Here is a 21,568-nt window from a genome sequence, read left to right as displayed (position 1 = left end):
TGGCAAGGCAATATGGGGTTGGGCGGTGGTTCTGGTCACTCGTAGAGGACGGCGGTGATCTCCTCGTCGTCCAGGTTCGTCTTGTCATACCAACGGAAGCCGGTGTCGATGGACTTCGGCTGCTCCTCGCCGTTGATCGCCTTCACCGCCGCGATCACCAGCTCCCGGCCCATGTTCACCGGGTCCTGGGTGACCGCGCCGGCCATCGCGCCGTCCCGGATCGCGTCCACCTGGGCCGTGCCGGAGTCGAAGCCGACCAGCCGCAGGCCAGTCTTGGCGCTCTCCTCCACACCCTTGATGACACCGATCGCGGAGCCCTCGTTGGAGGCGTAGATGCCGGCGAGGTCGGGGTTCGCGGAGATGATCGACTTGGTGATGTTGGCCGACTCCAGCTGGTCGCCCGCGCCGTACTGCGGTTCGAGCACCTCGATGTCCGGGGCGTTCTGCGCCATCCACTCCATGAAGCCGTCCCGCCGGTCGATGCCCGAGCGGCTGGTCTGGTCGTGTACGACCATCGCGACCTTGCCCTTGTTGCCGACCAGTTCGGCCATGTGTTTGGCCGCCTCGGCCGCGGCCGCCTTGTTGTCGGTGGACACCGTGGTCACCGGCACGTCACTGTCCACACCGGAGTCGAAGGCGATCACCGGGATGTCCTGGGACTTGGCCTGCTGTAACAGCGGCTCGGCCGCCTGGCTGTCCAGCGCGGCGAACCCGACCGCGTCCGGCGACTTGGCCAGGTCGTTGGTGAGCATGTTGACCTGCTCCTCGACGTCGGCCTCGGTCGGCGGGCCGACGAAGGTGACCCGCACGCCCTGCCGCTGCGCCTCCTCCTCGGCGCCCTGCTTCACCGCCTGCCAGAACTGGTGTTGGAAGCCCTTGGACACAATGGCGATGTACGGCTGGTCGCCGCCGTCCCCGCCTGCGCCGCCGCCCTCCTCACCGCACGCGGTGAGCGACAGCGCCATGGCGACGCCGGCCAGTACGGCACCGGCCTTGTGCATCTTCATTGATCAGGCCTCTCTTTTCCGGAGTATGTCGGTGTACACGGCCACGAGGATCACGCAGCCGAGGATGACGCTCTGCCATTCCTGGGGAATGGACATGATCTGCAGGCCGTTGTTCAACGTGGAGATGATCAGCGCGCCGATCAGCGTGCCGACGATCGAGCCCCGCCCACCGGACAGCGAGGTGCCGCCGATGACCACCGCGGCGATCGCCTGCAGCTCGTAGCCCATGCCGGTGGCCGGCTGGGCCGACCCGAGCCTGGCCGAGATCATGATGCCGGCCAGGCCGATGAACAGGCCGGCGAACGTGTAGACCAGGATCTTCCACTTCCGCACGTCGATGCCCGACAGCGCGGTGGCCTCCTCGTTGCTGCCGATGGAGTAGGTGTAGCGGCCGAGCACGGTCTTGCCGAGCAGTACCGCGGCGATGATCGCGACCACGATCAGCACCAGCACCGCGTTGGGGAACTCGACCCCGGGGATGAGGTTGCCGGTGGAGATCTTGGCGTAGGCCGGTTCGTCGGAGAAGTAGATCGGCGCGCTGTTCGACAGCACCAGCGCGAGTCCTTCGGCCACCAGCATCATCGCCAGCGTCGCGATGAACGGCGGGATCCGCAGTAACGCGATCGCCAGGCCGTTGACCAGGCCCATCAACCCTCCGAAGAGGACGGTCGCGACCAGGCCGATGCCCAGCGGCAGGTCGAGCTTGACGATGAACACCCCGGACATCACCGCGCACAGCGCCATCCCGGTGCCGATCGACAGGTCGATCCCGCCGGTGATGATCACGAACGTGGTGCCGATCGCCAACGTGCCGATCACCACGGTGGAGAACAGGATGACCACGAACCGGTCATAGGTGAAGAAGTACGGGCTGGCGAAGGAGAAGAACGCGAAGATCACGATCAAACTGGCGAACGCAAGCAATTGCTGAACGCTGCGCCGCCACCACGTGTTCAACCCCGGGGGTTGCGCCGACTGCACACTCACCGCCGGCTCGACGACCTCTTGGGTGCGGTTGCTTGTCATGCCTGTGGGTCCTCTTTCGCTGCTACCGCGCCCGGTTCTGTCGGGGTCAGGCCGAGTTCTTCGGCGTCCGCTGGGTTTTCGTCGGGGCGCAGGGTGGCGAAGTGCATGATGCTCTCCTGGGTCGCCTCGGCGGCGTCCAGGACGCTGGTCACCCTGCCCTCGCTCATCACCACCACCCGGTGGGACATGCGCAGGATCTCGGGGAGCTCCGAGGAGATCATGATGATGGACTTGCCCTGGTCGGCGAGTTCGTTCAGCAGTTGGTAGATCTCCTCCTTCGCGCCGACGTCGATGCCTCTCGTCGGTTCGTCGAAGATCAGCACCTCGCAGTCCCTGGCCAGCCACTTGGCGATGACGACCTTCTGCTGGTTGCCACCGGAGAGGAACTTGGTGGTCTGGTCCACCGACGGGGTCTTGATCCGCAGGGAGCCGACCAGGGAGCCGGCGGTGGTGCGCACCGCGCGGTCGTTGACGAACCCGCCGCTGGTGAACCTGGTGCGCAGCGCCCCGAGGGTCACGTTGGTCTTGACGTCCTTGTCCAGCAACAGGCCGTAGCGTTTGCGGTCCTCGGACAGGTAGCCGATGCCGTGGCTGACCGCGTCCGCCGGGTTGGTGACCCGGATCGGCTTGCCGCGCAACGTGAGCACGCCACCGGTGATCGGGTCGGCGCCGACGATGGCCCGCGCGGTCTCCGTGCGCCCGGCGCCCATCAACCCGGCGAAGCCGAGGATCTCGCCGGCACGCAGCTCGAAGCTGACGTCCTTGAGCTGGGTCGTGTTCCTGGTCGCCCTGGTGGACAGGCCGTCGACCGCCAGCAGCACCTCGCGGTCGGCCCGCACCCCCTGCGGGCCCGCGTTCTCCGCCAGGGTGCGGCCGACCATCATCGAGATGATCTCCGGCGTGGTGGTCGACGCGACGTCCACGGTGTCCACGTAGTTGCCGTCCCGGATGACCGTGACCCGGTCGGCGATCCGCCTGATCTCCTCCATCCGGTGGGAGATGTAGATCGCCCCGGTGTCCGGCCGCACGAAACGTCGGATCAGTTCGTGAAGGGTGGCGACTTCGGCGTCGTTGAGCGCCGCGGTCGGCTCGTCCATGATCAGCACTTTGGGGTCGTAGGACAGCGCCTTGGCGATCTCGACCATCTGCTGGTTGGCCACGGTCAGCCTGCCGACCGCCGCGTTCGGGTCCAGCGGCAGGTGCAACCGCTCGAGTAACTCGGTGGCGTCGCGGACCAGGCGGCGCTCGTCGAGCAGCAGGCGCCCCCGGCGGGGCTCGCGGCCGAGGTAGATGTTCTGCGCCACGGTCAGGTGCGGCACCAGGTTGAACTCCTGGTGGATGACGCTGATGCCCAGCGCGGTCGCGTGCTTGGGGCCGGTGGCCCGCAGCGGCTCGCCGGCCAACGCGAAGGTGCCGGCGTCGGGCGTGTAGATGCCGCTGAGCAGCTTCATCAGGGTGGACTTGCCGGCGCCGTTCTCGCCGACGAGCGCGAGCACCTCCCCCGATCGCAGGTCAAGGCGCATGTCCTCGAGCGCCCGCACGCCGGGGAAACTCTTGTGTACGCCGGCCACCTCGAGCAGCGGCACCCGGTGTTGTTCCTCGGTCTCGGTCACTGCCCCGCCTCTCTGCCGACGGGCGCACGGTATCGCCAGGCACCGACCACGGGCGAGGCGCGGACGGGCACGCGCGAGGCGAGCCGGAACGCAGCGATGCGAGCCACGTCGGGGAGGTTAGACATCCGATGTATTAACCGTCAAGGTTGTTCCAGGGTCCGACAGCACACTGACAACACACTGCAACGTACTGCGCCCACGCGATCACGCCAACCAGGTATTCGTCAGATGTCTTCCGCTACTCAGTACGCCTCCGCGCGCGCCCAGGTTCGCAGGTAGGTTTCCGCGCCCCTGGTCAGGTCCGCCATGATCGCGTCCGCGTCGGCGCCCGCGGCGATGCGCAGGTCGGCCAGCCAGTCCGGGAGCAGGCCGTAGTGCGCCATGCCGTCGACGTTGAGGTCGTAGGTCCGCTCACCGGTCTGCTGCCGGTCGACCGTCGACCCGCCGTCGAAGGTCGGGAACGGGTACTCCAGCGGGTGGGCGGCCGCGTTCGCCCGTGGCCCTGGCTGGTGGCCGAAGCCGCCGGTGTCGAACCCCGCGCCGGTGCCGAAGTCGGCGTCCTGCCCGGCCGCGGCGCGCACCGTGCGCCATTCCTGGACGAACTGGTCGGTGCCGTGCCCGTACGGTCCGGCGATGCCGCCGAGCGCGAGCACCCGCGGGTAGTAGCTCGGGTCCAACCACGAGTGGCTGGACACCACACCCGGATAGTCGTTGTCCTCCAACAGGTCCAGCGCCTGGTCCATCGACCTGACGCCCATGTGGTCGATGTCGATCAGCATGCCGCGATCCATCATCCCGGACATCGCGTAGCGCCCGAGATCGGTCAGCCCGTTGATGTTGCAGTGCGGCGCGCTCGGATAGACCGGCAGCGTCACCCCGGGAGGCAGCAACGCCGACAGCGGCCCGGCGAGGATGTCGCTCTCGATCGAGATCGGGTTGTCGTGCGCCGGCCCGGCGCAGGTCTCCGCCTGCCAGAACCGGCCGGTGGAGTAGAAGTTGGCCGCGTTGACCACCACGCCGGCCGTGCCGCCGTCGAACCGCACGCCACACAGGGCGTTGTCGAACTTGTGGCAGACGAACATCCGCCGCACGCCGAGGCCGTACAGCTCGTCCAGCCCGGCGTCGATGTCCGCGCGGTCGCACTGCGGCACGCCGTGGGTGACGCCGCAGCCGAACGGCTGGGACACCTCGACGCCGAGCACCACCGCGAGCTTGCCCTGCTCGATCACCGACCGGGCCTGCGCCGGGTCGCGCACGATCCGGAACCAGCCCTTGCCGGGGCCGCCGCTCTGGTCGTCGATGAACGCCTCCAGCTCCTGGATGCGTTGTGCCTGCAGGCGAATCGAGGACATGTCGTCGCACGGGTTGCGCTTGAGCGGGTAGATCTCGCACAGGGCGGCGTTGTTCACGAACAGGTTGGTGTAGATCCGCAGGCCGCCCCGCCAGGCGCGTTCCAGCCAACGGTAGTAGGAGGCCTCGTGGGTCCAGGAGTTGTGCTTCGGCCAGTCCTTGAAGGTCGGCCAGCCGGTGGTGTCGTGGGTGAGGTTCGGGTAGCCGCCGCCGGCCAGGTTCTCCCACCACGCGCCCAGCCCGTTCGGCTCGTGGTCGGGGCAGTCGACCAGGGCGTCGGTGATCCCGTACCGGCTCCACGGCTGTCCACAGTGGATCTCGCCGCCGATGAACTCGAACGCGGTCAGGTGGTTGTGCAGATCGACGATGCCGCGCACCTCACCGTCGGGCGTGGTGCCCGACAACGGGGTGCCGTCGACGTTCAGCAGCGCCTCCGGTGCCGGCGCGCAGCCCGAGGCCGGCACCAGCGCGAACCGCGTGCCCGACGAGCGCAACGCCAGCGTGCGCAGCAGCGGGTCGACGGCGAGTTCGCGCCCGTCGGCGACCGCGGTGATCGTGACCTCGGTGCCGTCGCCGGTCACCCGCCAGTCGGTGCGCGGCCCGGCCGCGCGGGCGGCGAGCACGCCCAGCGTGCCGAGCCCGGAGCCGAGGAAGTCGGCGCCGGTGCCGTAGAGCAGGTAGGTCTGCTCGCCGGTGGTCTGCAGGCGGAACGGCTGGCTCGGTTGGTCGCCGGTGGCCTGGTAGCCGCCGAGGGCGTTACGCACCACGAACTTGCCCGACGGCGCGCGCACGGCGACACACTCGCCGTCGGCCGCGGTCACCTCCGGTGCGGCCGCGGCGGCGGGACTCGTACCCGCCACCAACGCCACGACGACCAGACCCACGAACCGGCTGCGCCTCATAGCTACTCCCGGGTAAAGGTGAGTTCTCATCACCTTGGCCGGGCCGAGGCGGCGACGCAAGGGGTCGCGGTGTCCGCTCCAGTCGTCCTCACCGATGGTCTGTGGCCGAACCCAAATTTCCAGACCGAGTCTGATTTCAGACCGAGTCTGATATCGTCCCGGGTCATGGCCGGACTACGGGAACGCAAGCGGGAGCAGACGCGGTGCCGGATCGCCTCCGTGGCGATGGCGTTGTTCGCCGAACGCGGCTTCGACGCGGTGACGGTCAACGAGATCGCCGAGGCCGCCGAGGTCGCCAAGGCCACGCTCTTCACCTACTTCCCCAGCAAGGAGTCCCTCGTACTCGACGGGGTCGGCGCGGACGACCTGGCCGGCATCGTCGCCCGCCGGGCGCCCGGTCAGTCACCGCTGCACGCCCTGCGCGCCCACCAGCTGGCCATCGCCGCCGGTGAGCTGGAGTCGCTGGACCGCGACGAGCTGGTCACCCGGATGCGGGTGATCTTCGACAGCCCCACGCTCAGCGCCGGCGCGAACGCCCTGCTCTACCGCCAACGCCAGGCACTGGCGGCCGAACTGGCCACGACACACGGGGAACCGGTCGCCACGCTGATGGCCGCGCAGCTCGCCGCGACCATGCTCACCCTGCAGGAGAGCTTCTTCCAGTCGCTGGTCGACGGGATGTCACCGACGGCCGCCGCCCGCGCCATGGCCGAGCGCACCGAGCTGGCCTTCGACCTGCTGGCACACGGCTTCACCCACCTGGAAGGACGCTGACATGCGCGCCAGAGGCATCAACTACGACACCGGGTTCCTCCCCGGCGACCACATCACCCGCACGGACTTCACTCCCGAGGTCGTCCGGCGCGACCTGGCGGTGATCGCCGGCGAGCTGCACTGCGACGCCGTCCGGATCTCCGGCCGGGAACCCGACCGGCTCGAGGTCGCCGCCCGGCTGGCCGCCGAGGCGGGCCTCGAGGTGTGGTTCGCGCCGTTCCCGGTCGACCTGCCCACCGACCAGCTACTGCCCTACTTCGCCGACTGCGCCCGGCGCGCGCAGACCCTCCGGGACACCGGCGCCGAGGTGATCTTCGTGGCCGGCTGCGAGCTGACCGCGTTCTGCGGCGGCTTCATCCCCGGCAACACCTACGGCGACCGGTTGCGGACCATGGCCACCGCCGACCTGGAGTGGTGGACCTCCCTCGGCCCCGTCCAGGAACGGCTCAACGCGTTCCTGACCAGCGTCGCCACGGAGGTCCGTGTCCACTTCGGCGGCCGGATCACCTACGCCGCCGCCCCGTGGGAGTTCGTGGACTGGGGTCCGTTCGACCTGGTCGGGGTGGACGCCTACCGCGCCGCCTACAACGCCGACACCTTCCGCGACGAGATCCGGGGACACCTCGCCCACGGCAAACCCGTCGCGGTGACCGAGTACGGCACCTGCCCCTACCGCGGCGCGGCCGACCGCGGCGGCATGGCCTGGGACGTACCGCCGGACGCGATCCCCGACGAGGACGAGCAGGTGCGCCACCTCAACGATCTGCTCGACATCTTCGAGCAGGAGGGCGTGGACACCGCGCTGTGGTTCACCTTCGCCGGGTTCACCCGCCTCGACGACCGCGCCGACCTCGGCTCCTACGGGGTGGTGCGCATGCTGGACCAGACCACCTGGGAGCCGAGGAAAGCCTTCCACGCCATGGCGACCAGGCACCAGCGCACCGCCCGGCCGAACTGACCAACCAACTGGCGGGCGGCCCGGGAAGTCTCCCCGGGCCGCCGCTCCTGCCAGCTATCCGATCAGTCGGGTGCACCGCTGGGCGACGTACCCGACACCGCCTTCCCACTCGATCTGCGTCCACTGGTCGCTGCCACCACACGCGTCATACTCCTCACCCGTGATGTTCCTGATCCTGCACGGGTACTGAGCACCTTCCTTCGCGACGCCGAGGTGGCCGTCGGTCGTGTTGGGCCTGGCCCTGACATTGATATCGCCGATGGGTTCGACGAGTTTGCCAGGACAACCGGCCAGGACAGTCATTTCCTCGGCGGCCGCCGAGGGACTGGCCAAGCCGACCGACGACACCGCCATCATCGCGCCGGCCACCATCGCCACAGCTGCGACTCCTTTGATGATCGCCTTGAACATTTCGGTTCCTCTCTTTCTCCGCACTGCTCAGCGCCATTTTCAGCAACCGCGTCGCCAGACTCCTGGAATGCGGCCGGGAAGTCGTTGGCGGGGAGTCCCCGATTTCTTGACGGTAAGTCCACGCCACCGCCGGGCAACCGGATTTCACCGAACCGCGGGCGGCGGCACGGGCGGGGATTCTTCGGTAGCCTGGATCGCACGGGGAACACTGGCGGATTCACTGGGGAAGCCATGATCGATTTCGTCGTGAGCAACGAGGACGTGGCCGTCGCGGATCGAGCGGCTCACTTACGTGAGCTGATGTCCCAGACGCGGGCGCCGATGGACATCGGCACCACCGAGCCCACCGAACTCGCGCTGTACCAGCGAGATCTCCACCTGGACCAGATCCGGATGTGGTCGATGGAGTTCGACCCGGTCACCTTCTTCCGCACCCGGGAGCAGGTCAGGCAGTCCGATCCCGAGACCTACAACATCTGCCTGCTGCGCAACGGCGAGATGACCTACGCCGCCGACCGCCAGGAAGTGGCCCACAGCCCCGGCGACCTGTTGGTGCACGACCTGTCCCGGCCGTTCGGCCTCCGCGCGGACAGCACGGACGGCCAGGTGAACTGCGTCGGCCTGGAGATCCCCAAGGCGATGGTCGCCCTGCCCCGAAACCAGGCCGACCACGTGGCCGGCAGGCGAATCCCCGCGCGCGACGGGATCGGCGCGCTGCTGGCCGGCTTCCTCACCCGGCTGACCACCGACACCATCGCCTACCGGCCGGCCGACGCCCCACGCCTGGCCATCGTGGTCGCCGATCTGGTGTCCGCGCTGTTCGCCCACATCGCCGACAGCGACGCGCCCCTGCCGCCGGCCGAGTCCCACCGACAGCTCCTCACCATGCGGATCAAGGCGTACATCCGCAACCACCTCGGCGACCCGACGCTGACCCGGGAGACGATCGCCGCCGCCCACCACATCTCGACCAGCTACCTGCACCGCCTGTTCCAGGACGACGGCATCGGCGTGATGGCCTGGATCCGCCAGCAGCGCCTCGAACACGCGCGCCGCGACCTCGCCGACCCCGAATGGAACACCGCGCCCATCCACCAGATCGCCACCAGGTGGGGTTTCACCCATCACGCCGATTTCACCCGCGCCTTCCGCAACGCCCACCAGATACCACCCCGCGAGTACCGCCGAATGGCACAACTCACCGCTGAACGCTGAGTCCCGGGCCCATTCGGACGCAGCACTGCGTCGCCAATTCCGATCGTCTGTCTATTGTGGACCAGTAATATCCCCTGGCGCTCGGAACAGCAGAACCGGCCCCCTCGGCTGGCGCGACGGCCGGAGCACGGTGCCGGTGCTCGCGCCCATCAGGAACATCGAGCAGGTCTGGCACATCGAGGGCGGCGGCAACGACACCCCTCATCGTCCGGCGCGCCGACGGCACGCTGTGGGGTTGGGGCCAGCAACTGTGGTTCCGCCTCAACGAAAGCACCGATCTCAACGAGATCCACCGCACCCCGGTGCCCGTACACGGGCTGACCGACGTCGTGGCACTGGACGGCACCCACACGACCATCATCGCGGCGCGCGCGGACGGCACGGGTGGCGATGGGGTCACGTCGGCGAGGACGGTCAGCGGGACACCGTGCCGCCCCAACGCGCTGACCTGTCCAACGTCATCGCGTTGCACGGCAACATGTTCCTGACCGGTCCATAGGAGACACCCCACATTCGGTGCCGCGTAAGCCTTTCACGCGGCACCGAATGCGATCTCAGCCGGCTATCGACTCTTGAGCCAAGATAAGAGCGAGCGGACATCGGCCGCCACGATCCCGGCGTTCGGAGCCTTGCTGTCCCGCACCGCGCCGAGCGTGTTCGCCAGTTCGACACAGTCGCCGCCCTGCCCGCCGGACGCCGTCGCCTTACGCCACCGCAGATCACTGTGGATCATCAGTCGACCCCCTTCTGGATACCTGGGTGCAACTCCGTGATCAGGGTATCCAGCAACGCGGTTGAGCTGTCCTCGGAGAGGGCCAGCTCACTCAACTGGCCCCATACCCAGTCATAGCGTTCGATGTCGTCCGGATAGACGGCCCCAGCGTCGACCTCAACGAAGATAGTCGGTTCGACCGGCTCAGCGAAGCGCAAGATCACAAACGATGTCATGGCTGAATGTGCACCAGCTGAGAACGGGAGCACCTGAACCTGGATCGTCGGTGACTCGGCAAGTTCGCGAACATGCTCCAACTGGTCACGCATCACCCGGACACCGCCGACCTGCCGGCGCAGGGCACCTTCGTTGATGATCGCGCGCAGCCGGGTGTGCCCGCCGTCGAGTACCTGTTGACGGAACCGGCGAAATTCCACAGCACGAGTCAACTCGTCGTCCGAGACGTCCGGTCGATTGGCCGCGGTGACGGCTCGGCAGTAGGCGGGCGTTTGCAGCAAGCCAGGAATGTGCTCGGCCTGATAGGTCTGGATCACCTCAGCCGTCGCCTCCTCCTCAGCGAACCGGGCGAACCAACCAGGCGCAACGTCCGACAGGACCGACTCCACCCGGTCTCGGCTGTCTGTGGCCAGCTGAATCAACTCGTCCCGCTCTGGCGCCTTGATCGCATAGGCCTCGAGCAGGGCAAGCACCGTACCGATGGTCACCGTCTGCTTGCCGGCCTCGTAACGGCTGGTCGTCGCCTTGCTGACGCCAGAAGTCCGAACGACGTCCTCCAGGGACATGCCAAGCGCCGTGCGGAGATCCTTCAGTCGCCGACCCAACCTACGACGAAGAACAAAGCCTGATGACCTGGACGACGGATCGGTCACAGCCACCTCTCTCTGACGTACGCGGTCACCCGGTCGGTCGTCTAGTCATGTAACGTTTCTTCATGTAACGTTACATGAGCCGGTGGTTCACTACCGGCGACCGCCCCGCCAGAGCACTCCCGGGTGCCTGACGGGTGAGCCCCACAGAGTATCGGGCGCCGCCGAGGGCGATTTAGCAGCGCTATCCGGTCCACCGTTCCCCACCGGTTGAACCGACTGCCAACGTTCTGGAGAAGATCGTGTCCGCTATTCCATTCGCATTGGTCAGCATCGACGATCACAGCAAGATTTTCGCCTTCGGGCTCGATATTGACCTGCCCGCTGGTCGCGAGGTCATAACTTTTCGTCGGGAGTCCGACGGACGGGCCATGTTCGGAGTTCATCCGTCCGTGGAAACAGCACGTCGGCGGTTCAGCACGGTCACACCGCTGAAACTCGTGTGGGAACCAGGCTGCCGATGCTGCGTCTGCCTCACCGGCGAGGATTGCGACGAGGACGGCGCGTGCTCGAACCAGGTGACTCGATGAGCCAGGATGCGGAGACAGTGCCGACGCATCTGCGGCACGCCTGGGAAGAAGCGTACTCAAACTACATCTCGGCGGCGAGCCACGATGCCGCCACACCAACGCGGAACTACACCTCGCTGGCAGCGTGTTCCGCGCGGGTCGCGCTGACCTGGCGACGGATGGCCGAGGTGCCCGGACTGGGTTGGTGTGTGCTGGCCGCGTTCGTGGCCGCCGCGGAAGCGTTCGAGAACCAAGCCCGAGAACTGAATGATCATCGAATCTGAGCCCAAAAACCAACTGGTTCGATTGCGAAAAGGCTGCTATGTGACTGGCCACCGGTACGACTATTCGTGTCAGCCGGCACCGCCTCGCGTCGTACACCTCGTTGATCACACAGCTGATCTGGACTCGCAGGACGGCGTGACAGTGCATTATGGCCTGCATTTCGCACCGCACACGTTGGAGATCGCGGCGGGTCCGGAACTCAGGCCACACGAGCTGTGTCGGCGACGGTCTCGTTACTCGTCACGCACGTACCCTTGTCGCGACCCGCGCCACGCGGCGCCGACCGCCACAGTGAGGACCTCGACGTTGGCAGATCAGGCCGCCGAACTCGCCGCCTTCGGCTTCGAGCTGGGAGTGCTCAAACGCATCCGGCGCGCCGGCTGGTGGCACGCGGGCGTCCGCGACCCGGAATCCGTTGCCGAGCACACCATGCGGGTCGCCCAGTTGGCCGCGATCCTCGCCGCCGAAGAAGGCGCGGACCCCGCGCGGGCAGCCATGCTCGCACTGTGGCATGACACGCAGGAGACCAGGACAGGCGACCTGCCACACACGGTCAGCGGCTACCTGACCAAACCCGACCCCCGCCAGATCACCGCTGACCAGACCGCCCGCCTGCCAGCGTCCACACGCGACACAATCCGCGCGGCGGTCGCCGAGTACGAAGCCCGACGGTCACCGGAAGCGTTGTGCGCCAAGGACGCCGACCAGCTGGAGATGCTGCTGCAGGCACTGGAGTACCGCGACATCGGCATCAGCAGAGTCGATGGCTGGCTCGACTCCGCCCGCGCCGGCCTCACCACCGAGACCGCCCGCGGGATCGCCGACGCCGCGCTGACCATCTCCCCGCTCGCCTGGCGGGACCGCTGACGACGCGCTGAAGGACGCCTCAGCCGCGCTCCACCAGTCGGCCGACCATGTCCGGGCCGGGATGGGCCGTTCCGGAACCGTCCCGACGCAGGTCCGGCTCCGGCAGCTCCACCGAGGAGCCGTTCTTCGCCACCCCCGCCGGCCGGGGACCGATCCAGCCGAGCACCAACCTGGTCTCCCCCTTGAGGAAGCGGTGTGTCCGCACGCCACCGGTCGCCCGCCCCTTGGCCGGGTACTTCGCGAACGGCGTCACCTTCACGCTCTGCCCGGTCGCCGTGACCACCATCGGCTCGCCGTGCTCGTCGTCGTCGGTGCGGATCGCGGCGAAGAACACCGCCTCCGAACCCGCCGTCAGGTTGATGCCCGCCATGCCGCCGCCCTTCAACCCCTGCGACCGCACCAACGACGCCGGGAACCGCAGCAGCGACGAGTCCGAGGACAGGAACACACACGTCTCCGTGCCGTCGGTCAGCCAGGTCGCCCCGACCACCTCGTCGCCGTCGCGCAGCCCGATCACCTCGAACTCGTCGGAGCGCACCGGCCAGTCGGCCGAACACACCTTGACCACGCCGGACCGGGTGCCGAGCGCCAGACCAGGCGACCCCTCGGCGCGCTCGCCGAGCGGGGCGATGCCCATCACCCGCTCGCCCTTCTCCAACGGCACCAGCTCGCTGGCCGCCATCCCGCCGCCGACCGACACCGTGCCGGCGTGCTCTGGCAGCACCGGCAGCGGCAACACGTCGGTCTTGAAGGCCCGGCCCCGGCTGGTGACCACCAGGATCTGCCCGCGCGCGGTGGTATGGACCAATGCGGCCACCGCGTCGTGCCGGGCGCGGCCGCTGCGCCTGCGCGCCTCGGTCGCCTCCTCCGACTCGGCCGCGGTGCGCGCGACCAGGCCGGTCGCGGACAGGATGACCTGGCACGGGTCGTCGGCCACCTCGAGCGGGCCCGCCGGCTTGGACGCGGCGAGCACCTCCTTGAGATCGCCGTCGATCAGCGCGGTCCGGCGCTCGCCGGCGAGGTCCTTGGCGACCTTGGCCAGCTCAGTGGACACGACCTTGCGCAGCACCGCCTCGTCGTCGAGGATCTTGGACAGCTCGGCGATCTCGGCGCGCAGCCGCTCCTGCTCGCTCTCCAACTCCAACCGGTCGTACTTGGTCAGCCGGCGCAGCGGGGTGTCCAGGATGTAGGTCGCCTGGATCTCGGAGAGCTTGAACCGCTTCATCAGGCCCTCTTTGGCCTCGGCGGCGTTCTCGCTGGTGCGGATGAGCCGGATCACCTTGTCGATGTCCAGCAGGGCGATCAGCAGACCCTCGACCAGGTGCAGCCGCTCCTCGCGCTTGCGGCGGCGGTAGCGGGTGCGCCGGGTGACCACCTCGTAGCGGTGGCGCAGGAAGACCTCGAGTAACGCCTTGAGCCCGAGCGTGCGCGGCTGGCCGTCGACGAGCACCAGGTTGTTGATACCGAAGGACTGCTCCATCGGCGTGAGCCGGTAGAGGTCGGCCAGCAGCGCCTGCGGGTTGACCCCCACCTTGCACTCGATGACCAGCCGGGTGCCGTTCTCCCCGTCGGTGAGGTCCTTGACGTCGGCGATCCCGGTGAGGCGCTTGGACTTGGTGACCTCGTCGGTGATCTTCTCGATGATCTTCTCCGGGCCGACGGCGTAGGGCAGCTCGACGATGGTGATCGCCTGCCGGCCACGGCTGCCCTCCAACGGGCCGATCTCGACCTTGGCGCGCATGCGGACCACGCCCCGGCCGGTCTCGTACGCGCGGCGCACCTCGTCGAGGCCGAGCAACATGCCGCCGGTCGGCAGATCGGGGCCGGGGATGAACTCCATCAGCTTGTCGAGTGTCGCGTTCGGATGGTTGATCAGCCACCGCGCGGCACCGATGACCTCACCGAGATTGTGCGGGATCATGTTGGTGGCCATCCCGACCGCGATGCCGGACGTGCCGTTCACCAACAGGTTCGGGAACGCCGCCGGCAACACCGTCGGCTCCTCGAGCGAGCCGTCGTAGTTCGGCCGGTAGTCGACCGTGTCCTCGCCGAGCTCCCCCACCAACAACATGGATTCCTGCGACAACCGCGATTCGGTGTATCTGCTCGCGGCCGGTCCATCGTCTGGGGAACCAAAATTTCCATGCCCGTCGATGAGTGGGGCGTTCATCGAGAAGTCCTGGGCCAGGCGGACCATCGCGTCGTAGATGGCCATGTCGCCGTGCGGATGGTAGCGGCCCATCACGTCGCCGACCACGCGGGAGGACTTCACGTACGCGTGCGTTGGCCGGTAGCCGTTCTCGCTCATCGAGAACAGGATCCGGCGGTGCACCGGCTTGAGGCCGTCGCGCGCGTCGGGCAGGGCGCGGGAGTGGATGACCGAGTACGCGTACTCCAGGTAGGAGTCCTCGATCTCGGTCTTCAGCGGGTTGTCGAAGACCTGGGCGCCCGCGCGGTCGAAAGCGGCTGGGTCGACCCGGGTCGTGCGGGCCTTGCGGCGTGCCATGTCGTTCCTGCCCTCAGATGTCGATCGCCGACTGGTCCACCCGGACGGAGGACTCGACCAGCCACGCCCGCCTCGGTTCGACCTTCTCCCCCATCAACAACTCCAGCGCCGCCTCCGCGGCCTCGGCGTCGTCGAGGGTGATCCGGCGGACCGACCTGGTCGCCGGGTTCATCGTGGTGTCCCAGAGCTCGTCCGCGTCCATCTCGCCGAGGCCCTTGAACCGGGGCACCGGCGTGACGATCTGCCGGCCCGCCTTCTCGAACCTGGCGACCGTGGTCTCCATCTCGCGCTGGGTGAACGTGAAGACGGTCTCCTGGTTGCGGCCCCTGGTGGTGATCTTGTGCAACGGCGGCATGGCGGCGTACAGCCGGCCGTCCTCGATCACCGGGCGCATGTACCTGGCGAACAACGTGATCAGCAGGGTCCGGATGTGCGAACCGTCCACATCGGCGTCCGCCATCAGGATCACCCTGCCGTAGCGCATGGTCGACAGGTCGAACGTGCGACCGCTGCCGGCGCCGAGCACCTGCACGATGGAGGCGATCTCGGCGTTGCGCAGGGTGTCCGCGAGGCTGGCCTTCTGCACGTTCAGAATCTTGCCCCGTAAGGGAAGCAGCGCCTGGTACTCGGACACGCGCGCATGTCTGGCCGAGCCCAAGGCGCTGTCTCCCTCCACGAGAAACAGCTCACTGCGTGAGACACCGGTGGCGCGGCAGTCGACGAGTTTGGGGGGCATCGCGGCGCCCTCGAGGGCGGTCTTGCGGCGGGCGGCGTCCTTCTGTTGTTTCTGGGTCAGCCGGACCCGGGACGCGTCGACCACCTTCTGCAGGACGGTCTTGGCCTCGGTCTTGGTTCGGCGGTTTTCCGTCCACGCCTTGATGTTCTGCTCGATGATGCCCTGTAGCACCCGGGTGATGCCGGCGGTGGACAGCTCGTCCTTGGTCTGGGACGTGAACTGCGGCTCCGGCAGGCGCACGTGGATGACCGCGGTCATGCCCTCCTGCACGTCGTCCACGGTCGGCGGGTCTTCCTTGGGCTTGAGCAGGCCCCTGGTCCGGCCGATGGCCTCCTGGACCGCCTTGACCACGGCGCGGTCGAAGCCGCGCCGGTGGGTGCCGCCGTGCACGTTGCGGATGGTGTTGGTGAAGCACTCGACGGTGCGCTCGTAGCCGGTGCCCCAGCGCAGCGCGACCTCGACCTCCGCCCGGCGCTCCACTTTGGACTGCATGACGCCGTGCTCGTCGGCCGCGTTCTCCCGGTAGGTGCCCTCACCGGTGATCGTCAGGGTGCCGGAGACGGCCTTCTCGTCCCCGGGCGCGAGGAAGTCGACCATGTCGACCAGGCCGTTGGGGTAGGAGAAGGTCTCCTCCTCGATCGCGCCGTCGGTGGCGTTGCGCAGCACATAGGCCACCCCGGGCACCAGGAACGCGGTGTTGCGCAGCTTGGCCCGCACCGCCTCGAGGTCCAGCGTCGCGTTGTTCTCGAAGTACCGCGCGTCGTGCCAGTACCTGATCGACGTGCCGGTCGGCTCGCCGCGCTTCATCCTGCGCTCGATCTGCAGGCCGGACTTCTTGGCGAACTTCGCCTTCGGGCCGGGGGCGTCGAACACGCCGGGCACCCCGCGGGCGAACGACATCTGGTGGACCTGGCCCGCCTGGCGCACGGTCACGTCGAACCGGTGGGACAGCGCGTTGACCGCGGACGCGCCGACACCGTGCAGCCCGCCGGAGGTCTTGTAGCCGGAGCCGCCGAACTTGCCGCCCGCGTGCAGCCGGGTGAGCACCAGCTCGACGCCGGAGAGCTTGGACTTCGTGTGCACGCCGGTGGGGATGCCCCGGCCGTCGTCGTCGACCTGGACGCTGCCGTCGGCGTGCAGGGTGACCACGATCCTGGTGGCGTGGCCGGCGACGCCCTCGTCGGTCGCGTTGTCGACGATCTCGTTGTACAGGTGGTTGATGCCCCGGCTGTCGGTGGACCCGATGTACATCCCTGGCCGCTTGCGCACCGCCTCGAGTCCCTCGAGATGCGTAAGATCGTTGGCCCCGTACAAGGTCTCCGCAGTCACCCTCAGCTCCCGTGTCATTGCCGCGCCATGATCGACAGCCCCGTCGGCGGCGCGCACCACCGTAGTTGAGAGTATCCGCAGCCCCCGACAACCCCGGGACGCCGGCACCGCCACGCCGCGCGCCGGGGACGTACTGCCCGGCCCGCACGGCGAGTGACCTGGCCTTCCTACTCTACGCAGCCGCGCGAGCACGCTATGAACCCGCCGGTGTCACCCGTGCAGGGTCACGTTCTCCTCTTCGGCCGTGCCGGAGTCGACAACCACCGCCACCGGTAGTAGGCAGAGGAGCGGGAGAAGGGTGGGCACCACATGGACGGCATCCGGGTCATCGCCTGCGACATCTTCGGCACCACAGTGGACTGGTACACCGGCGTGGCCAGGCAGGTCGGCGAGATCCTGCGGGTCCCCGATCCCGGCGGCTTCGCCAACGAGTGGCGCGACCGGTATCTGCCGGCGCTGGCCCGCGTCCAGGACGGCGAGCGCGAGTGGGCCTACCTCGACACACTGCACCGCGAGTCCCTCGACGAACTGCTCGACCAGCGCGGGATCGACATCGGGCTGGCCGGCCGGGAGCGGCTGGTGCGGGCCTGGCATCGGCTGCCGGCCTGGCCGGACGCGGTCAGCGGGATCGCCAGGCTGAGCCTGCACCGCACCGTGGCCGCGCTGTCCAACGGCGGGTTCGCGCTGCTGACCAACCTGGTCAAGTCCGCCGGGCTGCCGTTCGACTGCATCGTCTCCGCCGAGCTGGCGCGCACCTACAAGCCCGACCCCGCCGTCTACGTGACCGCCGCCGCGCTGCTCGACGTGCATCCGCACGAGGTGTTGCTGGTCGCCGCGCACGCCTGGGACATCGACGGCGCGCGGGAGGCCGGCATGCGCACCGCGTTCCTGGTGCGGCCCGAGGAGAAGGGGCCGCACCGGGAGGCGGATCGCGATGCGAAGGCCGACCTGACGGTGGCCAGCTTCCACGAGCTGGCCGACGTGCTCAACCAGGGGTGAGCCTGCGGGGACCGATCAGCGCGGCCACGCCGCTGAGCACGTAGCCCAGTGCCGGGCCGTAGGCGCCGAGGCTCAGCGCGTCGGACTCGGCGGCGAAGTCCTGCACCGCGTAGACGTGCACCCCGGCCAACACCAGCAGCACGATGCCGGCGATGCGGCGGAACCAGACCATGGCCGTGCGCAGCATGAAGATCACCAGCACGAGCACGGCGACCGCGATGACCAGGGTGGTGAGCTCCTGGCGGGACAGGTCGATGCCGGCGTCGCCGCCGAACAGCTCGAGCAGCCCGTAGCGCAGCACCAGGTAGCCGACCCCGACGATCGCCAGGCCGGCCCAGACGAACTTCATCGCCACCGACTCGAGCACCGAGACCAGCGCGAGCAGCACGCCGAGCGCGGCGAGCGGGTAGGTGAACAGCACGACGTACCAGCCGCCGAAGCCACTGGCGCCCAGGTCGCTGACGAGGTCCCACAGCTTCGGCAGCGAGATCGACTCGCCGCCGGCGGCCGACGCGGACACCCACGGCAGCACCAGCATGCTCAGCAGCTGCACGACCAGGCCGAGCAGGGTGAGGATCAGGCCGAGTCCGGGGATCCGGAAGCCGCGGCCATCGTCGTCGTAGGAGGGCGGTGGCGCGGCGGGTCTCTGGGGCACCGGCTGCTGGTAGGGGTCGCGGTGGCCGCCCTGCTCGTGGCTCCGCGGCTGGTGGTACCCCTGCTGCTGTGGCGGGTACTGCTGCTGCGGATACTGCTGCGGGTACTGCGGCGGCCGTCCGTAGGGCTGCCGCCCTGGTTCGCCCTGGTACGGGCCGGAACGAGACATGCCGGGCACGGTACCCGCCGGACCGGCCACGAGCACCAACCAGCGCCGGATTCACGGTCCTCGACCAGCTTCGTCGCACTGGCGGACGGGCGGACGATCTTGATCGTCACCTGCCATGGCACCACCCTGACCGAGACGCTCACCTCGTGATCGGTGGAGACTCGCCACAGCACGGCGAGCACGAACAAGAAGGTGACGACCAGCGGTGCGAGCACGACAAGTGCAAACAAGAGGGGCATGGGCCTGTTCTCCTTGGCCTGCCGAGAGTTACCTCAATCGGCCCCCACCGCGCGGCAGGCTCGCGCCCTTTAACGCTACCAAGACTCGCTAGTCCGCGACAGCCTCCGCCCAGAACTTGGTGACCAGTTCGGCGAACTCGGCGGCGCGTTCGATCTGTGGCATATGTCCGGTGTCGGGGAACAGGTGGGTGCGCGCGTGTGGCAGCGCGGCCTTCGCGGCGTCCAGGTGGATCGCGGGCAGGATCAGGTCGTGGGTGCCCCACAGCACGAACGTCGGCACGGCCGCGGTGGCGGTCGCGGTCAGCACCGCGGTGCGCCATGGCTCGCTCACGCCGCGGAACGTGCCGAGGGAGCGGCTCAGCTCCAGCAGCACCCTGGCGCCGTGCGGCCGGCCGGCGTAGGTGAACCCGCGGGCCAGGCGTTCCTCGGTGACGAAGGCCCGGTCGCGGAACAGCGCGCGCTCCACGCGGTAGGCGCCCTTGCGCGACGGGCGCAGCAGCAGGCGGCCCAGCGGGCGCAGCGCGAGGATCCGCAGCGCGATCGTCACCTCCCGGCCGAAGCCCGCGCTGGCGGCGAGCACCAGGCTGCGGACCCGCTCGGGGTAGCGCAGGGCCAGCACCATCGCGACCGCGCCGCCGAGTGAGTTGCCGATCGCGTGTACCGGCCTGGTCTCGCCGATCGCGTCGAGGAAGTCCTTGACGAACTCGGCCAGTGGGGGCAGCGACGCCTTGCCGGGCAACGGGTCCGACTCGCCGAAACCGGCGAGGTCCACGCTGATCACCCGGAAGCCGTCGAGCAGCTCGTGCTGTTCGGCCCAGTCGTCGAGGCTGCGGGCGATGCCGTGCAACAGCAGCACCGGCTGCCCCTCACCGGTGCTGAGGTATCTAACCTGCCGGCCATCAACTTTGATCACGCTCATGTGTGCTGTCCAGTCAGGACTGGGGTGTGGTCGAAGAGCATGTCGTCGTCGATGGGGCCGTAGCGCATCAGCAGGACGTCGCGCGGGTAGTTCTGGTGTAGGCGCCACGGTGCGGCCCTGCCCTGTTTGGGCAGGTCGTCGATGCTGCGCAGGACGTAGCCCGACCGCAGGTCCACCAGCGGCACGTCGGCCGTCGTGCCCGGCGGCGGCGCCGGGGTGGCGCTGCGCCGGCCGGTGGCCGACAGGTGGTTGAGCAGCCGGCACACGTACCGGGCCACCAGGTCGCTCTTGAGTGTCCAGGACGCGTTGGTGTAGCCGATCGTCAGCGCGAAGTTCGGCACGCCGGAGAGCATCATCCCCTTGTAGGCCAACGTCTTGCCGAACTCGACCGGCTCGCCGTCGACGGTGAGCGTCATGCCGCCGACCGCGAGCAGGTTCAGCCCGGTGGCGGTCACGACCACGTCGGCCGGCAGCTCGTCGCCGGAGGCCAGGGTGATGCCGTCGGGGGTGAAGCCCGCGATGCGGTCGGTCACGATCGACGCCTGGCCGCGGCGGACGGCCGTGAACAGGTCGCCGTTGGGCACGAAGCACATGCGCTGGTCCCACGGGTCGTACCGGGGGGCGAAATGCGTGTCCACGTCGAAGCCGGCGGGCAGTACCCGCTGCGCGGCCTTGCGCAGCAACGACTTCATCACCTTGGGCGCGCGCCTGCTCAGTTGGAAGGCGGCCTGCGCGCTGAGCACGTTCTTCCATCGCACGATCGGATACAGCCAGCTCAGCGGGAGCTTGCCGCGCAACAGGTTCGCCAGCGGGTCGACCGCCGGCAGGGACAGCACGTAGCTCGGCGAGCGCTGCAGCATGGTCACATGGCCCGCGGTCTCGGCCATCGAGGGCACCAGGGTCACCGCGGTCGCGCCGCTGCCGATCACCACGACCCGTTTGCCGGCGTAGTCGAGGTCGGCCGGCCAGTGTTGCGGGTGCACGACCGGTCCGGCGAAGTCGTCGATGCCGGGCAGGTCCGGGGTGTAGCCCTGGTCGTAGCGGTAGTAGCCGGCGCAGACGAACAGGAACGAGCAGGTGATGGTGACCTCGCGCTCGCCGTGCTCGTCGGTGTACCGGGCGCGTACCGTCCACCGACTGTCCGATGTGGACCATTCGGCGGCGATCACCTTGTGGCCGAAGCGAATGTGGGAGTTGACGCCGTAGTCGCGGGCGGTGTCGCGCACGTACTCGCGGATGGCCGTGCCGTCGGCCATGGACTTGGACCTGGTCCACGGCCGGAACGAGTAGCCGAGGGTGAACATGTCCGAGTCCGACCGCACCCCGGGGTAGCGGAACAGGTCCCAGGTGCCGCCGATCGCGTCCCGCGCCTCCAGCACCGCGAAGGTGCGGTCGGGACATTCGCGCAGCAGGTGACAGGCGGCGCCGATACCGGAGAGTCCGGCACCGACGATCAGTACGTCGACGTGGTCCACAGACATGACAGTCCCCATCCGCGAGC

General features: G+C 68.6%; 19 protein-coding genes. 7 read left to right on the top strand and 12 right to left on the bottom strand.

What is annotated here, in order from left to right; all coding sequences use genetic code 11:
* Window positions 1-35: 35 nt before the first annotated feature.
* The 4 genes from ACYVIP_RS37510 to ACYVIP_RS37495 all read right to left on the bottom strand — a co-directional run bounded on the left by ACYVIP_RS37510 (window position 36) and on the right by ACYVIP_RS37495 (window position 5,898).
* Window positions 36-1,007, bottom strand: a complete 972-nt coding sequence (locus ACYVIP_RS37510; RefSeq protein WP_460405282.1) for a substrate-binding domain-containing protein — start codon at window positions 1,005-1,007, stop codon at window positions 36-38.
* Window positions 1,008-1,010: 3 nt separating this feature from the next.
* Window positions 1,011-2,033 carry an ABC transporter permease gene (locus ACYVIP_RS37505; RefSeq protein WP_460405280.1) on the bottom strand — a complete coding sequence of 341 codons (1,023 nt, stop codon included), beginning with the start codon at window positions 2,031-2,033 and terminating at the stop codon, window positions 1,011-1,013.
* Entirely contained in the window at window positions 2,030-3,646 is a 1,617-nt protein-coding gene (locus tag ACYVIP_RS37500; protein WP_460405278.1) for a sugar ABC transporter ATP-binding protein, read from the bottom strand. Before ACYVIP_RS37500 ends, ACYVIP_RS37505 begins: the two co-directional genes overlap by 4 nt.
* A gap of 242 nt (window positions 3,647-3,888) precedes the next feature.
* Complete coding sequence (locus tag ACYVIP_RS37495; RefSeq protein WP_460405276.1) at window positions 3,889-5,898, bottom strand: hypothetical protein; 2,010 nt, start codon at window positions 5,896-5,898, stop codon at window positions 3,889-3,891.
* A gap of 165 nt (window positions 5,899-6,063) precedes the next feature.
* On the opposite strand from ACYVIP_RS37495, the gene ACYVIP_RS37490 reads away from it, so the two are divergent.
* Window positions 6,064-6,672 (top strand): TetR family transcriptional regulator, encoded by a 609-nt coding sequence (locus ACYVIP_RS37490; RefSeq protein ID WP_460405274.1) that lies wholly within the window; start codon window positions 6,064-6,066, stop codon window positions 6,670-6,672.
* Between the two features lies 1 nt (window position 6,673).
* Window positions 6,674-7,630 (top strand): hypothetical protein, encoded by a 957-nt coding sequence (locus ACYVIP_RS37485; RefSeq protein ID WP_460405272.1) that lies wholly within the window; start codon window positions 6,674-6,676, stop codon window positions 7,628-7,630.
* 54 nt (window positions 7,631-7,684) lie between these two features.
* Here ACYVIP_RS37485 and ACYVIP_RS37480 read toward each other — a convergent pair whose 3' ends face one another.
* On the bottom strand, window positions 7,685-8,041 hold the full coding sequence (locus tag ACYVIP_RS37480; RefSeq protein ID WP_460405270.1) for a hypothetical protein: 357 nt from the start codon (window positions 8,039-8,041) through the stop codon (window positions 7,685-7,687).
* Window positions 8,042-8,272: 231 nt separating this feature from the next.
* Here ACYVIP_RS37480 and ACYVIP_RS37475 point away from each other — a divergent pair, with 231 nt between their 5' ends.
* Window positions 8,273-9,256: an AraC family transcriptional regulator gene (locus ACYVIP_RS37475; protein WP_460405268.1), complete on the top strand. Its 984-nt coding sequence runs from the start codon at window positions 8,273-8,275 to the stop codon at window positions 9,254-9,256.
* Window positions 9,257-9,818: 562 nt separating this feature from the next.
* Here ACYVIP_RS37475 and ACYVIP_RS37470 read toward each other — a convergent pair.
* Both ACYVIP_RS37470 and ACYVIP_RS37465 read right to left on the bottom strand, forming a co-directional pair.
* Window positions 9,819-9,989 carry a DUF397 domain-containing protein gene (locus ACYVIP_RS37470; protein WP_460405266.1) on the bottom strand — a complete coding sequence of 57 codons (171 nt, stop codon included), beginning with the start codon at window positions 9,987-9,989 and terminating at the stop codon, window positions 9,819-9,821.
* The gene (locus ACYVIP_RS37465; protein ID WP_460405264.1) at window positions 9,989-10,858 is read right to left on the bottom strand and encodes a helix-turn-helix domain-containing protein; all 870 of its coding nucleotides are present in this window, start codon (window positions 10,856-10,858) and stop codon (window positions 9,989-9,991) included. The genes ACYVIP_RS37470 and ACYVIP_RS37465 overlap by 1 nt, the downstream gene beginning before the upstream one ends.
* 239 nt (window positions 10,859-11,097) lie before the next feature.
* Here ACYVIP_RS37465 and ACYVIP_RS37460 point away from each other — a divergent pair, with 239 nt between their 5' ends.
* The 3 genes from ACYVIP_RS37460 to ACYVIP_RS37450 all read left to right on the top strand — a co-directional run bounded on the left by ACYVIP_RS37460 (window position 11,098) and on the right by ACYVIP_RS37450 (window position 12,516).
* Window positions 11,098-11,385, top strand: a complete 288-nt coding sequence (locus ACYVIP_RS37460; RefSeq protein ID WP_460405262.1) for a hypothetical protein — start codon at window positions 11,098-11,100, stop codon at window positions 11,383-11,385.
* Complete coding sequence (locus ACYVIP_RS37455; RefSeq protein ID WP_460405260.1) at window positions 11,382-11,648, top strand: hypothetical protein; 267 nt, start codon at window positions 11,382-11,384, stop codon at window positions 11,646-11,648. The genes ACYVIP_RS37460 and ACYVIP_RS37455 overlap by 4 nt, the downstream gene beginning before the upstream one ends.
* A gap of 307 nt (window positions 11,649-11,955) precedes the next feature.
* Window positions 11,956-12,516 (top strand): HD domain-containing protein, encoded by a 561-nt coding sequence (locus ACYVIP_RS37450; RefSeq protein WP_460405258.1) that lies wholly within the window; start codon window positions 11,956-11,958, stop codon window positions 12,514-12,516.
* A gap of 19 nt (window positions 12,517-12,535) precedes the next feature.
* Here ACYVIP_RS37450 and ACYVIP_RS37445 read toward each other — a convergent pair whose 3' ends face one another.
* Window positions 12,536-15,022: a DNA gyrase/topoisomerase IV subunit A gene (locus tag ACYVIP_RS37445; protein WP_460405256.1), complete on the bottom strand. Its 2,487-nt coding sequence runs from the start codon at window positions 15,020-15,022 to the stop codon at window positions 12,536-12,538.
* Window positions 15,023-15,035: 13 nt separating this feature from the next.
* A complete protein-coding gene (locus tag ACYVIP_RS37440; protein ID WP_460405254.1) occupies window positions 15,036-17,087 on the bottom strand; it encodes a DNA gyrase/topoisomerase IV subunit B in 2,052 nt (683 codons plus the stop codon).
* A gap of 309 nt (window positions 17,088-17,396) precedes the next feature.
* Here ACYVIP_RS37440 and ACYVIP_RS37435 point away from each other — a divergent pair, with 309 nt between their 5' ends.
* The gene (locus ACYVIP_RS37435) at window positions 17,397-18,086 is read left to right on the top strand and encodes a haloacid dehalogenase type II (protein WP_460405252.1); all 690 of its coding nucleotides are present in this window, start codon (window positions 17,397-17,399) and stop codon (window positions 18,084-18,086) included.
* Here ACYVIP_RS37435 and ACYVIP_RS37430 read toward each other — a convergent pair.
* The 3 genes from ACYVIP_RS37430 to ACYVIP_RS37420 all read right to left on the bottom strand — a co-directional run bounded on the left by ACYVIP_RS37430 (window position 18,073) and on the right by ACYVIP_RS37420 (window position 21,548).
* Window positions 18,073-18,909 (bottom strand): hypothetical protein, encoded by an 837-nt coding sequence (locus ACYVIP_RS37430; RefSeq protein ID WP_460405250.1) that lies wholly within the window; start codon window positions 18,907-18,909, stop codon window positions 18,073-18,075. The two genes, ACYVIP_RS37435 and ACYVIP_RS37430, sit on opposite strands and share 14 nt — an antisense overlap.
* Before the next feature lie 327 nt (window positions 18,910-19,236).
* Entirely contained in the window at window positions 19,237-20,067 is an 831-nt protein-coding gene (locus ACYVIP_RS37425) for an alpha/beta fold hydrolase (protein WP_460405248.1), read from the bottom strand.
* Window positions 20,064-21,548 (bottom strand): flavin-containing monooxygenase, encoded by a 1,485-nt coding sequence (locus ACYVIP_RS37420; protein WP_460405246.1) that lies wholly within the window; start codon window positions 21,546-21,548, stop codon window positions 20,064-20,066. The genes ACYVIP_RS37425 and ACYVIP_RS37420 overlap by 4 nt, the downstream gene beginning before the upstream one ends.
* Between the last annotated feature and the right edge of the window lie 20 nt (window positions 21,549-21,568).

The sequence above is a fragment of the Actinophytocola sediminis genome (assembly GCF_054779715.1).
The sequence above is the reverse complement of the archived record's forward strand: the minus strand, read 5'-3'. Positions and strand labels throughout refer to the sequence as shown.